Origin of the sequence: Paenarthrobacter sp. NPDC090520 (assembly GCF_044769205.1) — a bacterium.
GTDB lineage: Bacteria > Actinomycetota > Actinomycetes > Actinomycetales > Micrococcaceae > Arthrobacter.
The window spans coordinates 42,068-57,544 of the sequence record NZ_JBIVXM010000007.1 but is presented as its reverse complement, the minus strand read 5'-3'; the positions used below and the strand labels follow the sequence as shown (position 1 = coordinate 57,544).

Below are 15,477 nucleotides of genomic sequence, written 5' to 3'. Positions count from 1 at the left end.
TCCGTCCCGGGGCCTTTCAGTCTTTCCGCAGGCTGTACGTGGTCACTACATTGCCCTTGCTGGTGGCGTATTGGTCCTCAAGCACCAGCCGGTGTACGGGGTCGCCCTCTTCGAAAATGCGGCGCCCGCTGCCGGCAATCACTGGATGCGTCATGAGCGTCAGCTCGTCAAGGACGCCGGCGAAGAACAGTTGACGGACCAGGGAGATACTGCCGCAGACTGCGATCTCGCCGCCGTCACGCGACTTGAGGTCGGACACGAACTCCTCCACATCGCCCTCGATCAGATGGGAGTTCTCCCATTCGAGGGGTCCATCGAGGGATCGTGAGGCCACGAACTTTTCGACGGGGTTGATGAACGCCGCGAAATCCTCGTCCCGGGAGGCGTTAGGCCAATACTGCGCCCACTCCTGGTAGCTCACTCGGCCAAGCACCACAGTGTCCACGGTGTTGATCATCTTGGTCAGGCCCTTGCCCAGGTCCTCGTCGAAGCTGTCGAACTGGAACTTGAACGGATCCTGAACCACGCCATCCACGGAGTGAAAGAGTCCGGCAGTGACTTTGCGCATGTGTAGCCTCCAAATCGATTGTCAGGAGTCACGTTAGGCGGCGGGGAGGGATGAAGGAAGACCTCGGACGTTTGACCAGGCGTTTTCCGGGGCGGAACCCCCGCTGATGGCGCAGTAACTAAGCCGCGCGGCCCGCTGTGGCAAGGTGGCGACTCGGCAGCGCTGTGACGTTGTCGAGTTCCGGCAGGCGGAGGGGCACTTCGTAGAGCTCTGAGTAGACCTGCAGTTCATCCAAGGCGTCCGCGTCAACGATTGCCTCGGACAGGTCCATCTCCACATCCAGTCCGCCACCCAGGCTCTTGGTGCGCTGAACCACCGGGTAGAGCCCTTGGATGCTCGACGTCGTCACGTGACCGGTTGCTGCGATCTGGATTTGTTCGCCGTCTACATCCACTCGAACAACTACGGAGAGCTTCTCGCTGGCCAATGTGTTGCCTTTCCTTGGTGTGCTGCCACGCTGCAGCGTCCCCCAGCCTAGGCATCTAATGTGATCTACGCAACATTACGACGGTGTAATTTTGCTGGGTTGCTTGTTTGGTGGGTCGGGTGCGCAAGGCGGGTGCCGCCGTCGTGCTTTACGGGAAAGTACGACGGCGGCACCCGCCTTGCGATGCTGTGGTGCGGTGACCGCTACGCGGTCTGGCCAGCATGCTGGCCCTCGGAGATTTCCTCGACGACCTTGCTGTTGAAGGCCGGGAGATCGTCCGGGTTGCGGCTGGTGACGAGGCCTTGATCCACCACCACTTCCTGGTCGCTCCAGCTGGCGCCGGCATTCCGAAGGTCCGTTTGGAGCGTGTGGTAGGACGTGACGTTGCGGCCCTTGATCACGCCGGCTTCGATCAGGATCCACGGCCCGTGGCAGATCGACGCCACGGGCTTGTGCTGCTCGAAGAAGGCCCGGGTGAAGTTCTGGGCGTCCTTGTCGACGCGCAGGTGGTCTGCATTCACGACGCCGCCCGGCAGAACCAGTGCGTCGAAGTCCGAGGCGTTGGCGTCGGCGACGGCCAGCGTTGCGTCGAAGGTGTCACCCTTGTCCACGCCGTTGAAGCCCTGGATCTTGCCTTTTTCGGGCGCAATAAGGGTGGGCTCGCCGCCGGCTTCCTCCACGGCTTGCCATGGGCTGGTCAGCTCTACCTGCTCCACGCCATCGGTCAACAGGAAGGCGACTTTCTTGCCTGCGATACTGTGCTCTGACACTGTTCCTCCTCCTTGTGCGGCCGGCTTTTTGGGCGCGTGCCGCTGCTGCGAGAGTTGTTTGTCTGACGCGATCCAGCCTAGGGATAGCGGAGTTAGTAAGCAAGCTGACTAATTTTCTTTCCTGGCGCCCAAGACCAGCGGCGTGATCAGGAGTTACGTGGCCACGGCCGCCTCCCGCAGGCCCAGGACACCGAGTGTGGCCGCCAAGCGCTCCTCCACCGAACCCGTGAGCACATGGACCGGTTTGGCGCCCAGGGTCAACAAACCGAACAACTGCTGGCCTGCCTCCAACTGGAACCTGTCGCTGATCGGCGCGTTGTCCCGGGGTAACGGAAACTCAACCGGGATGAAGAACACATGGTCATAGACCTGTTCTAAGTACGCCAACGCCTCTTCGGTGAAATCCTCTACCAAGCCCAGGTGCGTTTGCGTCACGGAGGAAGGCTGCGGCCGGGACGTATCGTCCGGGTAGATGCCCAGCGCCAAACGCGTAGAGGCGTAAACCCATTCGTGCAGCACCGAACCGTCCGAGATGACGTCATGGGTGGACTGCTCCTGGACGATCCTCTCGGTGTAACGGCGCTGGCTCAGGCGCAGCACTTCCTCGTTGGAGCAGTCCTGCAGGGACTTCAACGTGCCAGGACTTGGATTGTGCATGGGCGTGGGGACCGGCGCCACCAGGTTGGTGTGCGTCTCGAGGGCTTTGGTCAGAGTGGTCTTTCCCACGCCGTGGGCGCCCACAATGGCGATTTTCATAGGTTCCTCATGTTTCTGCCAGAACGCGCGTGGACCATCCAGGCGCAGGGTTGGGGAGTTGCAGTTCGGCGGCGCTGACCAGAACCCGCGTACCGAGCAGGTCCAGGAACGGCACGTCGGAGATGTCGTCGCCATATCCGTGGGATGCTGCCAGGTCCAGCCGATGGCGGGCCGCGTGTTCCGCCACCGCAACCGCCTTGCCTTCCCCGATCATGGGTGCAGTGATGTCGCCGGTGTACTGGCCGCCGTCCACGATTGCGGATGTGGTGAGGACGTCGTCCACGCGCAGATAGCCGGCCAGGGGCGCCAACGCAGGTTCAAACGAGCCGCTCACCAGGACGATCCGGTGCTGCTGTCGCCTGTGCCATTCCAGCCGTCGCTGCATTCCCGGGAACACAAGGTCTTCCTCTTGGAGGCTGGAGAACCACGTGTGCCCCAATTCCCGGACCTCGTCCACGGAACGGCCGGCCCACCAGCGGAAGTACGCCCGGTTGGTCGACTCCCGTGGGGCTCCGGCGTCCTTGGCCTGCCGGAGCCCCTTCAGGAAACCCTGCCCTTCGGAAAGACGACCGGATGACTGTGCGTCGAAGAGCAGCAATTCAAACATGGTTGTCAGAGGGGTCAGGGTTCCATCGACGTCAAAGTATGCGCCAGCCGCGGACCTGCTCAGGACGCCCCCTCCAGGACGCGCCTTTGGTTCACCAAATCCGCCAGGGCAGCAAAAGTCCCGGCTTCGGCGATCTCCCAGTCATGGACCAGGGGACCGTAGTTTTGGCTGGTGAGGACGGCGATTTCAACCAGCGTCAGCGAGTCCACGTCCAACTGGTCAAAGGGGGTGTCAACAGCGGCCTCCCCGATCGCTTCGGGGGCTGCTGAACGGATCAGCTGGTAGATATCCTCGGCGGTTACGAGGGCTGTGGAGTGGGCCATGGTTTTGTCCTTTCGTTGACGGCCTGCTGCGGATCAGCGACGGCGATGGGCGGCCAGGTGAGTGTCCCTGCGCCCCAGGTTGTGCCCCCACCAAATGCGGTGAGCAGCAGCTTGTCGCCCGTCTCGAAACGGGGTGCGTGATCGGCCAGGGCCAAGGGGATCGAGGCGGCGGAGGTATTGCCCACGCGGTCCAGGTGAATGACTGCCTTTCGCGGGTCGATGCCCAGCAGACCGGCTACTTGGTTGAGGATCCGTTGATTGGCCTGGTGCGCGATCAGCCAGTCAACGTCTCCATGGTGCCAACCGCTCTCCTGCAGCACAGACCGGGAGGACTCGGCCATGGCGGTGACTGCCTGGACAAAGACCTCCTTGCCCTGCATCGAGAAGTATCGGTCGGCGTCGCTTGTCTCGGCGTTGACAGGCATCCGGGATCCTCCTGCAGCGACCCGGATGAGGTCAGTGCAGCTGCCGTCCGAATGCAGGTCGAACGCAGAAAGCTGTCCGGGCTGGCCTTCTTCGCCGGCGCCCACAACAACGGCTCCGGCTCCGTCCCCGAAAATGATGGCCGTGTTGCGGTCCAGGGGATTGACGATTGCGCTGAACGTATCCGCGCCGATCACCAATACCCGCCGGTGCTGCCCGGACAACACGGCCGCATTGGCTTGCGCCAAGGCGTAGACGAACCCCGAGCACACGGCGGCGAGGTCGAAAGCGGCGACTGGACCGAGGCCGAGCCGGGACGCAACCGCCGGTGCCGTGGCCGGGCAAGGGTGGTCCGGCGTCGTAGTTGCCAGAATCACCAGGTCGATCTCCGGGTAACCGGCCGACGCAAGGGCGCGGCTTGCCGCCTCGGCCGCCATGTCGCTCGTAGCCTCGCCAGGCGCCGCGAAGCGCCGGGAATGGATGCCTGTCCGCGAACGGATCCAGGCATCCGAGGTCTCCAGCCGCCCCTCAAGGTCCAGGTTGGTCACCTTGCCTGCCGGCACGTAGCCGCCCAGACCTTCAAGAACGACGGCGGCGGGTCGTTTAGTGCGCGCCGGCAAGTTCGCGGTCCTTTTCACTGCGGACATCCAGGGCATCGTAGTCCGCCTGGGCGCGGGCGATGGCCTCTTCGATGCTGATAACGCGGGGCAGGTTGTAGTGCGCCGTGATTCCTTCGAGACGCTCGGGAATGCTGCCGCCGATGGTCACATTAGGGATGCCCAGCTTGGTGATTTCGTCCTGGATCATCTGGTCGGCGAGGGACCGGAACTTCTCGTTGACCGGGCGGTGGCCGTCGGCCACCAGCGGGAACTCGATGGGCAGGTGGACGAACGCGTCATAGTTGGCCAGTGCGTGCTGCTTGGCCGGAACACCCAGGGCGCTGATGACCTCCTCGAAGAAGACCAGTTCGCCGGTCTTTTCCACGGACTCAAGGTCAATGGAGTCGTTGGGGTTGATGCCCACAAGGACGCGGACCGTTCCGTAGATCCACTCGTGCAGGGAAGAACCATCGGAAATGAACGTGTCACCCAAGTGGGACTCGTTCACGGCGCGCTCCGTGTTCCGCCGGGTGATCAACATAAGGATTTCCGCGGCCGTGCACTCCTCCAAGGTCTTTCCCGGCACGGAGATGGGGAGCAGTTCGCGCATGGTCTTTGCCGCGCTGCGGGGAATGCCCGTGAGGTGGGACAGGGCCAGGGTGGTGAAGGTCTTGCCGGAGGAATAGGTGCCGGAGATTGCGAGTTTCATGATGCTCTCTTTCAGGGTGTTGTGGTGGGTCTAGCGGGGGATTTCGTGGGCGACGTCGCACGTGATGACGAGGTGGCTGCCGATGCGCCCCTCGATGTCGGCGCAGCGCCAATTACTGCCGTTCAGGGGGAGGACCCGGGGCCGGCGGAGCTGAACGTTGAGGGGGAGCCCGTCCAGGATGCTCGACGGCGGAGCAGAGGCGGTGATCACCGTCCGCCGCATCCACAAGGTGTTGCTTTGGGCGCGGGTCACGCCGTCGAGTTCGTAGAGGAGGACCTGTCCAAGCTGAAGGGTCGTCACGAAGGCTTCCATGAGGGACAGCCCGGGCTGGTAGGCGCCCTCCAGCCCAATCGGTTCAGACCGGACGTTGGGAGCTTCGGTTACCAGTGCGGTGGCACTTCCGCTGGGCACGGCGACGTCCAAGGTGACATCCAGGATGTCCGTGTCCCTGGACTTGTAGATGTCGCCGTAAACCCGCCGTGCCGCGTCGCCCACCAAGGCATCCGGGTTTTCCGTGCGGAGGTTGGCTTTGGACGCCACGCACAGTGGGTGGTGCAGCTCCAGGACGGCCTTCATGGAGGCCATTTCCACGTTGATCAGGATGATCCCGTCATCCGACTGTCCGTTGCTGGTGGCCGTGACGGGAAAATCATCCAGGATGTCTTCGATCGGCGTGGTTCCCGCAACGAGGGTGAGCTTCCGGACGTAGACGGCCGGAAGGATGGACGGTGAGTAACGGCTTGCAAGCAGTGCCTCTGCTGCTTCCAAGGCCAGGACAATGGCATCGGTGGTTCCCAGGTGCGGTTCCTGTGCCGTTGTTCCTTTGACGGACCAGTGGTCCCCAACCCGCACCGAGCCCCGGGCTTCCATGAAGGTGTACCCGTCCACCGTGTGACGAATGGACAGTCCGCGCAGGGCGGGCGTTGTCTGGCGGTAGCCGCTGCCGAAGAAGCGGGTGGATTTAGGGCCGAGATAGTCGTCAACGTTGTTGAGGACGAGCGGGTCGGGGTAGGTCACGTTCATGGGACTGCGCTTTCTGTCGGGCCAGTCAGGCGGATTCTGCGGGGACGAGCTCAGGTTCTGGAGAGACGGCCTTCTTGGAGGGCAGGAAAGCGAGGATGACCGCTGCGGCCCCAAGAATGATGACGGCATTGATGATGAGCCCGAAGTGGACGCCGCCCAGGATGGCCTGGGCTGTCGATGGGTCTGCGAAGTTGGTGGTGGTGAAGGCCAAAGCGATGGCGCTGACGATGGGCGTGCCGATGGTGAACGCCACCTGCTGGGTTTGACCCGCGAGTCCCGATGCGAGGCCCTGCTCGGAATCCGGAAGCCCGGAAGTGACCGCGACCGTGTACGCCACAATGACCAGGACGTGTCCGAAGCCGCCAATAGCCGTGGCCACCAGGATCTGGGTGAAGCCAAGCCCGGCGTTCAGGCCCAGGAACAGGAAGCTGAGCGTGGAGAGGCCCTGCAGGCCGAGACCAAGGACCAGGGTGGCCTTGGCGCCGATCTTGTTGATGATGGTTGCAGCTGCCAGGCCGCCGGTGAACGCACCTGCCCCAAGGACACCGAAGGCAAGTCCGGTGGCGAAGGCGGACGATTCCAGTACACGCTGAAGGTAGATGGTCAGCAGGAACACCTTGCCGCTTTCCATGGAGAAGGTCACCAGCCCGCCGAGGTTGCCCAGGAACACGGATGGACGCTTCAGGATGGTGACGGCCGCCAGCGGGTGGGAGGAACGGGCTTCGATGTTCCAGAAGACAACGAACGCCACCACCGCAAGTCCGAGGAGGCCCAGGGTAGTGGGGGAGGCCCACCCCTCGCGCTCCACCGAGGTGACGCCGAGGACCAGGGCCAGGAGACCAAGGGTCAGCGTAATGGCGCCAGGAACATCGAGCTTCTGCTGGATGCGCTCCGATAGGTCTTTGATGACGAAGGGGGCAAGCGCGAGGATGATGATGCCCACCGGAACGTTGATGAAGAATGTGAAGCGCCAGCCGAAGACATCGGTCAGCACGCCGCCCAGGACGGCTCCGACCGCGAAGCCGAGGGAAAGCAGCGCTCCGTTGAGCCCGAGTGCCTTGTTCCGCAACGGACCCTCCTCAAAGGACGTGGTGAGCAGGGAGAGCGCTGCGGGCATGGTGATTGCCGTAGCCAGTCCCTGGCCCACGCGTGCCCCGAAGAGGATGGCCGGATCGGTGGCGATGCCGCCCGCAGCTGATGCGATGGTCAGGATCACCATGCCGATGAGGAACATCCTCTTGCGGCCGTAGTAGTCGCCGATGCGTCCCATGAGCAGCACCAGGCCGGCTGCTGAGAGGGCAAAGAGCGTGATGACCCACTGCAGGTCTCCGTCGGCGATGCCCAGTTCCCGGCCCATGGCCGGCAGGGCTACCGTGACAATCGAGAAATCGAGGGCGAACATGAACTGTGCTCCGAGAAGCAGCGTCAGGACGAGCCTTTGGCGGCCCGTGAGGCTTGGCGTTGGCAAGGAAGTTTTTGTTGACATGCTTCAAGCCTCTTGCCTCCGTCGATGACCAACCAGAGCTTGCTTATGGTGGTGTTTTCCCTACCAGCCTTGGTGGCACCTGCTTGTCCGGCTGGCGTTTCCTAGGGAAGGGGAACCCACCGCAGGCCACCATGGCCACCTGGGCTCACGGTCCCGAAGACCACATCGCCGAAGTGCATGCCGGCGCCGATCACGTCCGTACCTGAGAGCAGCTCCAGGGTGCGCCTCCTGGACTCCAAAGAGGTGATCGGATCGGCCTCGAAGCACGAACTGAGCTGCGGCTGCGAGACCTGCAGGGGGCTGTGCATGACGTCCCCAAAACAGAGCAGGCGCTCGCCGTTGGACTCAACGAGGTAGGAGGTGTGGCCCGCAGTATGGCCCGGGGAGGCCAAGGCAGTGATCCCGGGGACAATCACGGTTCCATCGCTGATGGCCCGCCACCTGGGATCGTGGCCCAGCCCGTTCTGTCCAAGTTCGGCCGTCGAGGCGTGCAAGGCCGTGTCCCGCAGCAGGCGGCCGGGACCGCCGTCGTGGTTTAACCAGCCGGTGTGGTCGTCATGCAAGTGAGTGAAAACCGCAGCGTCCAGGCGGTCCGGAAGCAAACCTGCCTCCGCGAGTCCGCCGCCGTTCATGTCGCCGAGGGAAGGATGCGACCTGGCTGCCGGGAGGTGCCTGGGGCCGAACCCGGCGTCGATCATGACCGCAACTCCCGGTCCGCTGACCAGCAGGGAGCCGATGGAACCCGTCAGGTAGCCGCTGCCGGAGATGAGCTCGGGCATGCCGAAGTAGTCGCCGCGGTCACCCGGCAGGGAGAACCAGGTTTCCGGGTGCAGTTGGACGAATCCGTCGGGCAGGTAGCTGACCGTGAGGTCTCCAACGGTGACGGTGCGGTGCTGCGCAACTGCGCTCCAACGGTCCAGGTCGGGGCTGGTTCGGGCTTCCAAGGGTTCTCCTTCTCGTAAGGCGCCCGGCAGCGGTTCAGCTGGCGCGGGCGGTTCAGCTGGCGCGGGCGAGGGCTTCGGCGGTGCCGGAGCCGGGTTTGGGCAAGTAGACGAATACGCGAAGATCGTCACCGCCGACGGGGTTCAGGACCACTGATTCAAACGTCAGCCGGCCCATCTGGCTGTGGTCGAAGACGATGTCCACATGCGGTTCCACCCCCACTACGTGGCTTTCCCAGTAGTCCTTGAACTCGGCGGAAACGGAGGCGATCTTGTCGGCCAGCATGGAGAACGTTGCATCTCCCGGGTACATGGCAGCCTGCCGGTGGAATTGGGCCGCCATCATGCGCCCTGCCAGTTCGCGATGCGGGTAATGGGCTGCGACGTCGGCTTTGGTGAAGAAGGCTTCCAGGCAGTTGGAACCGACGTGGATGCCGAAGACGTATTCAGAGATCGGGTTGGTTGCCACGACGTTCCAATAGCGGTCAACGACGTATGCGGGTGAATGCGTGAAACCCGCCAGGACCCGTCCCATGATGGCGCGGACCTCGGCCGCCGCGGACCTGCGGACAGGTTGCTGCTTACCCGCCAACTCGTAAAGGTGCTCAAGTTCGCCGCCTTCGAGCCGGAGGGCCTGACCGATCGCATCTACAACATCCGAGGAAACTCCGATGTCCCGGCCCTGCTCCAACCACGTGTACCAAGTGACGCCCACGTTGGCCAGGACGGCTACTTCCTCCCTGCGCAGGCCGGGCGTCCGACGGCGGCTGCTGTTGGGAAGGCCAACGTCCTGTGGCAGTAATTGCTGGCGGCGGGCGCGGAGGAAGCGGGCCAGGTTCTGCCGCCGGGCCTCGGACTCGTCAGCGCCGCGCTGGACGGCGAACTGTGGCGTTCCCGGGTTGTCCGCCAGTGTTGTGGTTGCCATGAAATGCCTGCGCTTTCTTGGTGTCTGTCCGGCTGTCAGGAGGCTGCCGCTGTTCCTGCACTGTGTGCGTTGAGGGGAACCAGGTGCTCCAGGACGGTCATGAAATCGTCAAGCGCAGTTCGGTGAAAAAGGTGTCCCCCAACAACTTGATGGTAGCGAGGTGTGGGGCCGCAGTACTCCTCCCATTGCTGCATGCGACGAATATTTACCAGCGTGTCTTTTGTTCCACGAATAAGGTCAAGTTGCAGGGGAATTTTGTCACGGGGCGGGGAATAGGCGCAGGCGCGCCTCACTCCGGCTGCGGTTCGTTCGGCGATGTATCCGGGCAGGAACGCGGGCACCGGTTCGGTTTCCTGCAGGATCCGCAGCGCCTCGCCGCTGTCAGGGATCGAGCCGGGAGCCGGCGAACCACCCAGAATGACCGCGGAGGGAAGGTCCAGTCCGCGCTCCAGCAGGAGGCGGCACACCTCGTAGGCGACGTGGCCGCCCATGCTGTGCCCATAAAAGGCGGCAGTTGGAAGGTGGGCGCTCTTAAGGAATTCAAGGGCTCGTGCTGCCATGTCTTCAATGGTCTGGCCTTCACCAGTGCGGCATTCGACAGGGACCCCGATGACCCGCACGGAAGCCTGCAGCCGGGACTGCCATGAGCGGAACTGCCACTCCGTCCCGCCGGCATGGTGAAAGCAATAAAGAGTTGTTCCGGCCATGGAAGCGAGTATGTGGCGCGGCATTGCCGCAGTCCAGTGGCTTTTTATCCTGTTACAAATACTGCCCGGATATGAGTCATTTTCCTGGAATTACTACAAATGTGACCGGGTTGGACCAGTCATGAGAGCACTTGGAGTAAAGACCTATGGCGGCCCGAAAAACCTCGAACTCCTGGACGTGGAGGAGCCCACGCCCGGGCAGGGGGAAGTGCGTGTCCGGATACACGCAGCTGCCGTCAGCCCCACCGACCTGATCCTGCGGAACGGGGAACACGCCGCCACCGTCTCCGCGCTGGACCTCCGGCCACCTTTCATCCCCGGCATGGACCTTGCCGGTGTGGTGGATGCCCTTGGCCCGGGGCTGGATGGACGCCTGAAAGTGGGCGATCCTGTGGTGGGAATCGTACTTCCCTTCCCGGCGGGGGCCTATGCGGACAAGATCGTCCTTCCGGCGGAGTCGGTGGTTGCCGCACCGGCCGGGGCAGATTTCGTGGCGGCCTCCACGCTGCTTATGAACGCAGCCACCGCGAGGATCGCTTTGGATCACATGGGACTTGTAGCCGGACAGACGCTCGCCATCACGGGAGCATCCGGGGCGTTGGGCGTGTATGCGATCCAGTTGGCAAAGGCGGCAGGGATTACGGTCATAGCCGACGCTTCCACTGATGATGGCGATTCTTTGCGTTCGTTCGGTGCGGATCACCTGATTCCACGGCGCGGAGACTTCGTGGGGGACGTGCTTTCGATTGTCCCTGACGGGGTGGACGGCGTCCTGGATGCCGCAGTCCTTAACGGCGCAACGTTCGGGGCCATCCGCGATCACGGACACCTGGCTGTGGTCCGGGCCTGGGATGGCGCCGGAGAGCGCGGCATCCAGGTCCACAGGGTGTATGTGGGGTCGGTCCTTAAGGAAACCGCCCTCCTTCAGGAACTGGTGCAGCAGACCGAGGAGGGCATCCTCACTCTCCGCGTGGCCGACGTCTTCGCGCCAGAGGACGCGTGGATAGCGCACGAACAACTGGAATCCGGTCGCGTCCGGGGCCGGTTCGTCATCGACTTCAGTTCGTAGCGGCTCAGATACGGAAGGTACGACGCCGGTCCCTGCGAGGCGCGGGGACCGGCGCCTTGGCACCCGGGTTGCTACCCGCCGTCGGCCCCTACTTCTTCTTCCCGCTCCGCTTCGCCGCCGCGTTCATTGCCGACTTCACCGCGGGCGGCAGGCCTGCGGTCTCGGTCTCCGGCTCAGCGACGGTCCCGCGCCAGCGGGCCAGGCCCTTCATGCCGTGGTAGATCACCAGGGCGGCGGCGGAACCCAGGGCGATGCCGGTGAACTTCAGCTCGCCGATGGTCCACGTGTAGTCGGCGATGCCGATGATCAAGGCAACAGCGGCGGTGGTCAGGTTGATCGGGTTGGAGAAATTGACCTTGTTCTGAACCCAGATCTTCACGCCGAGCACGCCGATCATGCCGTACAGCATGGTTGCTGCGCCGCCCAGTACACCGGCGGGGACGGTCGCGATCAATTCGCCGAATTTCGGCGAGAAGCTCAGCAGGATGGCGAACACGCCGGCAACCCAGTAGGCCGCCGTCGAATAGACCTTGGTGGCGGCCATGACGCCGATGTTTTCGGCGTAGGTGGTGGTACCGGAACCGCCGCCGAAGCCGGCAAGTACAGTAGCGGCGCCGTCGGCCATCAGCGCGCGTCCGGAGACGCCGTCGAGGTTTTGCCCGGTCATTGCGGCCACCGATTTCACGTGCCCCACGTTCTCCGCCACGAGCACCAGCACCACCGGCACGAACAGGCCCACCACTCCGATGTGGAATTCGGGTGTGTGGAAGGTCGGGAGCCCCACCCAGGCGGCGGCGTCCATCTTTTCGTAGGAAACCTCGCCTCGCATCATCGCCACGATGTAGCCCACCACAACACCCACCAGGATGCTCAGGCGCCCCAGGATGCCACGGAACAGCACGGAAACCAGGATGATCGTCACCAGCGTGACGAGTGCGGTGACGGGAGCGGCGTCGAAGTTGTTCTTCGCCGCCGGAGCGAGGTTCAAGCCGATGAGCGCGACGATGGCGCCCGTGACGATAGGCGGCATCAGCCGGTTGATCCATTCGGCGCCGAATTTCTGCACCACGGCGCCAATGAGCGCCAGTACGACGCCGGCAAGCACCACGCCGCCCAAAGCTCCCCCCACGCCGTACTGGTCTTGGGAGGCCAGGATCGGGGCGATGAACGCGAAGCTCGAACCCAGGTAGCTGGGCACGCGGCCCCGCGTGATCACGAGGAACAGGAGCGTGCCGATGCCGGAGAAGAACAGCGTGGTGGCTGGCGGCATGCCAGTGATGATCGGGACGAGGAAGGTGGCTCCGAACATCGCAACCACGTGCTGCATGCCGATGCCAATGGTCAGGGGCCAAGCCAGACGCTCATCCGGTGCCACCACGTGGCCGGGCCGGATGGTCTTGCCATTGCCGTGGAGCTTCCATTTGATGCCGAGCATGCTCATGGCGTGCCTTCCTCAGAAGAAATGTTGGGGTTCGGTGCAACATTACCGCCGTTGCGGGGCCCGCTGTACGCGCCTCGCACGCACAATGGCGCGTAAATCCGGCCCCGCAACGCCGGGTGTGCCAAACGTCACGTGCCGTCACGGGAAGAGGACAGACGAACTTGAAGTTGCAACCATGGAAAGCAGAAGAGCCCGGCCGCCCCAAGAGGCAAGGGCACAGCGAAAGGTTTATCCATGACGATTGCACACGAAGAAGCAGTCATCGACGCCGCCGCCGTCGACGCCATCTTTGCCGAAGCCCGCACCGCGAACAGCTTTGCTGGTGAAGTAAGTGACGAGCAGGCCCGCGCCATCTACGAGCTCACCAAGTTCGGCCCCACGGCTTTCAACTCCCAGCCCCTCCGCGTGACCTACGTCCGCTCCGACGAGGCCCGCGCCAAGCTGGTTGACCACCTCTCCCGCGGCAACCAGGCCAAGACCGCCTCTGCTCCGCTGGTCGCCATCCTGTCCTACGACACCGACTGGCAGGGGCAGTGGGACAAGTTCCTCCCCGCCTACGGCGCGCCCAAGGCCATGTACGACGACAACGCCGAGCTCGCCGCCGCAACGGGCAACAACAACGCCCACCTGCAGGCCGGCTACTTCATCCTCGCCGTCCGGTCGCTCGGCTTTGCAGCCGGCCCCATGACGGGCGCCGACTTCGCCGCAATCGACGCAGAATTCTTCCCGAACGGTGACCAGAAGAGCTTCCTCATCGTCAACATCGGCCAGCCCGGCCCGGACGCCTGGGGCGAAGCCAAGCCGAAGTTCGCCTACGACGACGTGGTCCGCACCGTCTGATTCCAGCTCTAAACAGCAACGCTCTCGCCTTCAGATGCGAGAGCGTTGCTGTTTAAGGGGTGTTTGGTGAGAGAGCGTCCGGGGGGAAGGGGTGTTCGGTGAGAGAGCGTCCGGGGGTGGGATGGTCTCTCACCTAACCGCCCTTTTGGGAGAACCCTCTCGCGCCCATCTGTACTCAAACCGCCTAGGCGATGACCCCGTCCACCAGGGCCTTGGCCTCGTCCTGGACCTGCTTCAGGTGGTCGGCGCCCTTGAAGGACTCAGCGTAGATCTTGTAGACGTCCTCCGTGCCGGAGGGGCGGGCCGCGAACCAGGCGTTTTCCGTGACGACCTTGAGGCCGCCAATGGAGGCGCCGTTGCCGGGAGCTTCAGTGAGCTTCGCGGTGATGTCCTCGCCAGCCAGGGACGTCGCGGTGACGTCGGCGGCGGAGAGCTTGCCCAGCTTGGACTTCTGCTCGCGGGTGGCAGCAGCGTCGATGCGGGCGTAGACCGGGTCGCCGAACTGGTCGGTCAGGCCCTTGTAGAGCTGGGAGGGGGAGGAACCCGTGACGGCCGTGATCTCGGAGGCGAGCAGGGCCAGCAGGATGCCGTCCTTGTCCGTGGTCCAAACGCTGCCGTCGCGCTTGTTAAAGGAAGCGCCGGCGGACTCTTCGCCGCCGAACGCACCTTCGCCGGACAGCAATCCGGGCACGAACCACTTGAAGCCCACGGGGACCTCAACCAACTTTCGGCCCAAACCGGCAGCGACACGGTCGATGATGGAGGACGAAACCAACGTCTTCCCGACTACCGACTCAGGGTTCCAGCTGCTGCGGTTGCGGTAGAGGTAGTCGATGGCGACGGCGAGGTAGTGGTTGGGGTTCATGAGCCCACCGTCCGGGGTGACGATGCCGTGGCGGTCGGCGTCGGCGTCGTTTCCGGTGGCAACGTCATACGCTGCGGTGCCTTCGGCGCCGAGCGACATGCGCTTGATCAGCGAAGCCATGGCCGACGGCGAGGAGCAGTCCATGCGGATCTTTTCGTCCCAGTCGAGGGTCATGAAGGCCCACTGCGGGTCCACGGTAGGGTTCACCACGGTCAGGTTCAACTGGTGGCGTTCGCCAATCTCGCCCCAGTAGTCCACGGAGGCGCCGCCCATGGGGTCGGCTCCGATCCGGACGCCTGCGTTGCGGATCGCATCGAGGTCCAGGACGGACGGGAGATCGTCAACGTAGCTGCTGAGGAAGTCGAACTTGCCCGTGGTGTCTGCGGCCAGGGCGTCATTCAGCGGGATGCGCTTGACGCCGCGGAGCCCGTTTTCCAGGAGCTGGTTGGCGCGCTCGGCGATCCAGCCCGTGGCGTCGGTGTCCGCCGGGCCGCCGTGCGGAGGGTTGTACTTGAAGCCACCGTCTGCCGGCGGGTTGTGGCTCGGAGTGACCACGATGCCATCGGCCTGGGGAGTGCCGGGTGCGGCTTCGCGGTTGTACTTGAGGATTGCGTGGCTCAAGGCCGGGGTTGGGGTGTAGCCGTGGCGCGCGTCCACCAGGACGGTCACGCCGTTGGCTGCCAGCACTTCCAGGGCGGAGTTCTGCGCGGGTTCGCTCAAAGCGTGGGTGTCGCGTCCAATGAAGAGCGGTCCCGTGATTCCCTGGCGTCCGCGGTATTCGACGATTGCCTGCGTGATGGCAAGGATATGCGCTTCATTGAAGGAAGCTTTCAGGCTGGAACCGCGGTGGCCCGAGGTTCCAAATGCCACGCGCTGCGCGGGATCGCCCAAATCCGGAGCTACGTCGAAATACGCGTCCAGCAGGGCTGTGATGTCAACAAGGTCCTGGGGAAGGGCAACTGTGCCCGCTCGGCTAGCCATGTCCAACAGCATGCCAG

Annotated in this window: 17 protein-coding genes; 2 read left to right on the top strand and 15 right to left on the bottom strand. The window is 63.8% G+C overall.

Translation table 11 applies throughout. The annotated features are described in order from the left end of the window. Positions 1 to 16: 16 nt before the first annotated feature. From ACIQTZ_RS10625 to ACIQTZ_RS10565, 13 genes are all read right to left on the bottom strand, one after another. On the bottom strand, positions 17 to 568 hold the full coding sequence (locus ACIQTZ_RS10625) for a dihydrofolate reductase family protein (RefSeq protein ID WP_402980243.1): 552 nt from the start codon (positions 566 to 568) through the stop codon (positions 17 to 19). Between the two features lie 118 nt (positions 569 to 686). Continuing rightward, the gene (locus ACIQTZ_RS10620; RefSeq protein WP_402980240.1) at positions 687 to 995 is read right to left on the bottom strand and encodes a hypothetical protein; all 309 of its coding nucleotides are present in this window, start codon (positions 993 to 995) and stop codon (positions 687 to 689) included. 203 nt (positions 996 to 1,198) lie between these two features. Then, on the bottom strand, positions 1,199 to 1,765 hold the full coding sequence (locus ACIQTZ_RS10615; RefSeq protein WP_400334785.1) for a type 1 glutamine amidotransferase domain-containing protein: 567 nt from the start codon (positions 1,763 to 1,765) through the stop codon (positions 1,199 to 1,201). Positions 1,766 to 1,918: 153 nt separating this feature from the next. Continuing rightward, positions 1,919 to 2,521: an AAA family ATPase gene (locus ACIQTZ_RS10610; protein WP_402980237.1), complete on the bottom strand. Its 603-nt coding sequence runs from the start codon at positions 2,519 to 2,521 to the stop codon at positions 1,919 to 1,921. 7 nt (positions 2,522 to 2,528) lie between these two features. Further along, positions 2,529 to 3,191 carry an HAD family hydrolase gene (locus ACIQTZ_RS10605; protein WP_402980551.1) on the bottom strand — a complete coding sequence of 221 codons (663 nt, stop codon included), beginning with the start codon at positions 3,189 to 3,191 and terminating at the stop codon, positions 2,529 to 2,531. Next, positions 3,188 to 3,451, bottom strand: coding sequence for an acyl carrier protein (locus ACIQTZ_RS10600; protein ID WP_402980234.1), 264 nt, complete (start codon positions 3,449 to 3,451; stop codon positions 3,188 to 3,190). Before ACIQTZ_RS10600 ends, ACIQTZ_RS10605 begins: the two co-directional genes overlap by 4 nt. After that, positions 3,427 to 4,494, bottom strand: coding sequence for a beta-ketoacyl-ACP synthase 3 (locus tag ACIQTZ_RS10595; RefSeq protein ID WP_402980232.1), 1,068 nt, complete (start codon positions 4,492 to 4,494; stop codon positions 3,427 to 3,429). Before ACIQTZ_RS10595 ends, ACIQTZ_RS10600 begins: the two co-directional genes overlap by 25 nt. Then, the gene (locus tag ACIQTZ_RS10590; RefSeq protein ID WP_402980230.1) at positions 4,478 to 5,182 is read right to left on the bottom strand and encodes an AAA family ATPase; all 705 of its coding nucleotides are present in this window, start codon (positions 5,180 to 5,182) and stop codon (positions 4,478 to 4,480) included. The genes ACIQTZ_RS10595 and ACIQTZ_RS10590 overlap by 17 nt, the downstream gene beginning before the upstream one ends. Positions 5,183 to 5,212: 30 nt before the next feature. Further along, positions 5,213 to 6,205, bottom strand: a complete 993-nt coding sequence (locus ACIQTZ_RS10585; RefSeq protein WP_402980228.1) for an AvrD family protein — start codon at positions 6,203 to 6,205, stop codon at positions 5,213 to 5,215. Between the two features lie 25 nt (positions 6,206 to 6,230). Then, positions 6,231 to 7,691 (bottom strand): MFS transporter, encoded by a 1,461-nt coding sequence (locus tag ACIQTZ_RS10580; RefSeq protein ID WP_402980225.1) that lies wholly within the window; start codon positions 7,689 to 7,691, stop codon positions 6,231 to 6,233. 101 nt (positions 7,692 to 7,792) lie between these two features. After that, positions 7,793 to 8,635 (bottom strand): MBL fold metallo-hydrolase, encoded by an 843-nt coding sequence (locus tag ACIQTZ_RS10575; protein ID WP_402980222.1) that lies wholly within the window; start codon positions 8,633 to 8,635, stop codon positions 7,793 to 7,795. Positions 8,636 to 8,687: 52 nt separating this feature from the next. Beyond that, positions 8,688 to 9,557 (bottom strand): helix-turn-helix transcriptional regulator, encoded by an 870-nt coding sequence (locus ACIQTZ_RS10570; protein WP_402980219.1) that lies wholly within the window; start codon positions 9,555 to 9,557, stop codon positions 8,688 to 8,690. Between the two features lie 35 nt (positions 9,558 to 9,592). Continuing rightward, complete coding sequence (locus ACIQTZ_RS10565) at positions 9,593 to 10,264, bottom strand: thioesterase II family protein (protein WP_402980216.1); 672 nt, start codon at positions 10,262 to 10,264, stop codon at positions 9,593 to 9,595. A 121-nt stretch (positions 10,265 to 10,385) separates the two neighbouring features. Between ACIQTZ_RS10565 and ACIQTZ_RS10560 the strand changes: the two genes are divergently transcribed. Next, positions 10,386 to 11,333 carry an NADP-dependent oxidoreductase gene (locus ACIQTZ_RS10560; RefSeq protein ID WP_402980213.1) on the top strand — a complete coding sequence of 316 codons (948 nt, stop codon included), beginning with the start codon at positions 10,386 to 10,388 and terminating at the stop codon, positions 11,331 to 11,333. A gap of 88 nt (positions 11,334 to 11,421) precedes the next feature. Here the strand turns inward: ACIQTZ_RS10560 and ACIQTZ_RS10555 are convergent, their stop codons facing one another. Beyond that, positions 11,422 to 12,774, bottom strand: coding sequence for a uracil-xanthine permease family protein (locus ACIQTZ_RS10555; RefSeq protein WP_402980210.1), 1,353 nt, complete (start codon positions 12,772 to 12,774; stop codon positions 11,422 to 11,424). Between the two features lie 234 nt (positions 12,775 to 13,008). On the opposite strand from ACIQTZ_RS10555, the gene ACIQTZ_RS10550 reads away from it, so the two are divergent. Then, the gene (locus ACIQTZ_RS10550) at positions 13,009 to 13,614 is read left to right on the top strand and encodes a malonic semialdehyde reductase (protein ID WP_402980207.1); all 606 of its coding nucleotides are present in this window, start codon (positions 13,009 to 13,011) and stop codon (positions 13,612 to 13,614) included. 184 nt (positions 13,615 to 13,798) lie between these two features. Here the strand turns inward: ACIQTZ_RS10550 and pgm are convergent, their stop codons facing one another. Beyond that, positions 13,799 to 15,460 (bottom strand): phosphoglucomutase (alpha-D-glucose-1,6-bisphosphate-dependent), encoded by a 1,662-nt coding sequence (pgm, locus tag ACIQTZ_RS10545; protein ID WP_402980204.1) that lies wholly within the window; start codon positions 15,458 to 15,460, stop codon positions 13,799 to 13,801. Positions 15,461 to 15,477 lie beyond the last annotated feature (17 nt).

Excerpts from the sequence above, each read along its gene's own strand:
- ACIQTZ_RS10585 (WP_402980228.1), bottom strand. The coding sequence starts at position 6,205 with ATGAACGTGACCTACCCCGACCCGCTCGTCCTCAACAACGTTGACGAC.
- ACIQTZ_RS10560 (WP_402980213.1), top strand. The coding sequence starts at position 10,386 with ATGAGAGCACTTGGAGTAAAGACCTATGGCGGCCCGAAAAACCTCGAA.
- ACIQTZ_RS10570 (WP_402980219.1), bottom strand. The coding sequence starts at position 9,557 with ATGGCAACCACAACACTGGCGGACAACCCGGGAACGCCACAGTTCGCC.
- ACIQTZ_RS10580 (WP_402980225.1), bottom strand. The coding sequence starts at position 7,691 with ATGTCAACAAAAACTTCCTTGCCAACGCCAAGCCTCACGGGCCGCCAA.
- ACIQTZ_RS10610 (WP_402980237.1), bottom strand. The coding sequence starts at position 2,521 with ATGAAAATCGCCATTGTGGGCGCCCACGGCGTGGGAAAGACCACTCTG.
- pgm (WP_402980204.1), bottom strand. The coding sequence starts at position 15,460 with ATGGCTAGCCGAGCGGGCACAGTTGCCCTTCCCCAGGACCTTGTTGAC.
- ACIQTZ_RS10555 (WP_402980210.1), bottom strand. The coding sequence starts at position 12,774 with ATGAGCATGCTCGGCATCAAATGGAAGCTCCACGGCAATGGCAAGACC.
- ACIQTZ_RS10550 (WP_402980207.1), top strand. The coding sequence starts at position 13,009 with ATGACGATTGCACACGAAGAAGCAGTCATCGACGCCGCCGCCGTCGAC.
- ACIQTZ_RS10565 (WP_402980216.1), bottom strand. The coding sequence starts at position 10,264 with ATGGCCGGAACAACTCTTTATTGCTTTCACCATGCCGGCGGGACGGAG.
- ACIQTZ_RS10625 (WP_402980243.1), bottom strand. The coding sequence starts at position 568 with ATGCGCAAAGTCACTGCCGGACTCTTTCACTCCGTGGATGGCGTGGTT.
- ACIQTZ_RS10600 (WP_402980234.1), bottom strand. The coding sequence starts at position 3,451 with ATGGCCCACTCCACAGCCCTCGTAACCGCCGAGGATATCTACCAGCTG.
- ACIQTZ_RS10590 (WP_402980230.1), bottom strand. The coding sequence starts at position 5,182 with ATGAAACTCGCAATCTCCGGCACCTATTCCTCCGGCAAGACCTTCACC.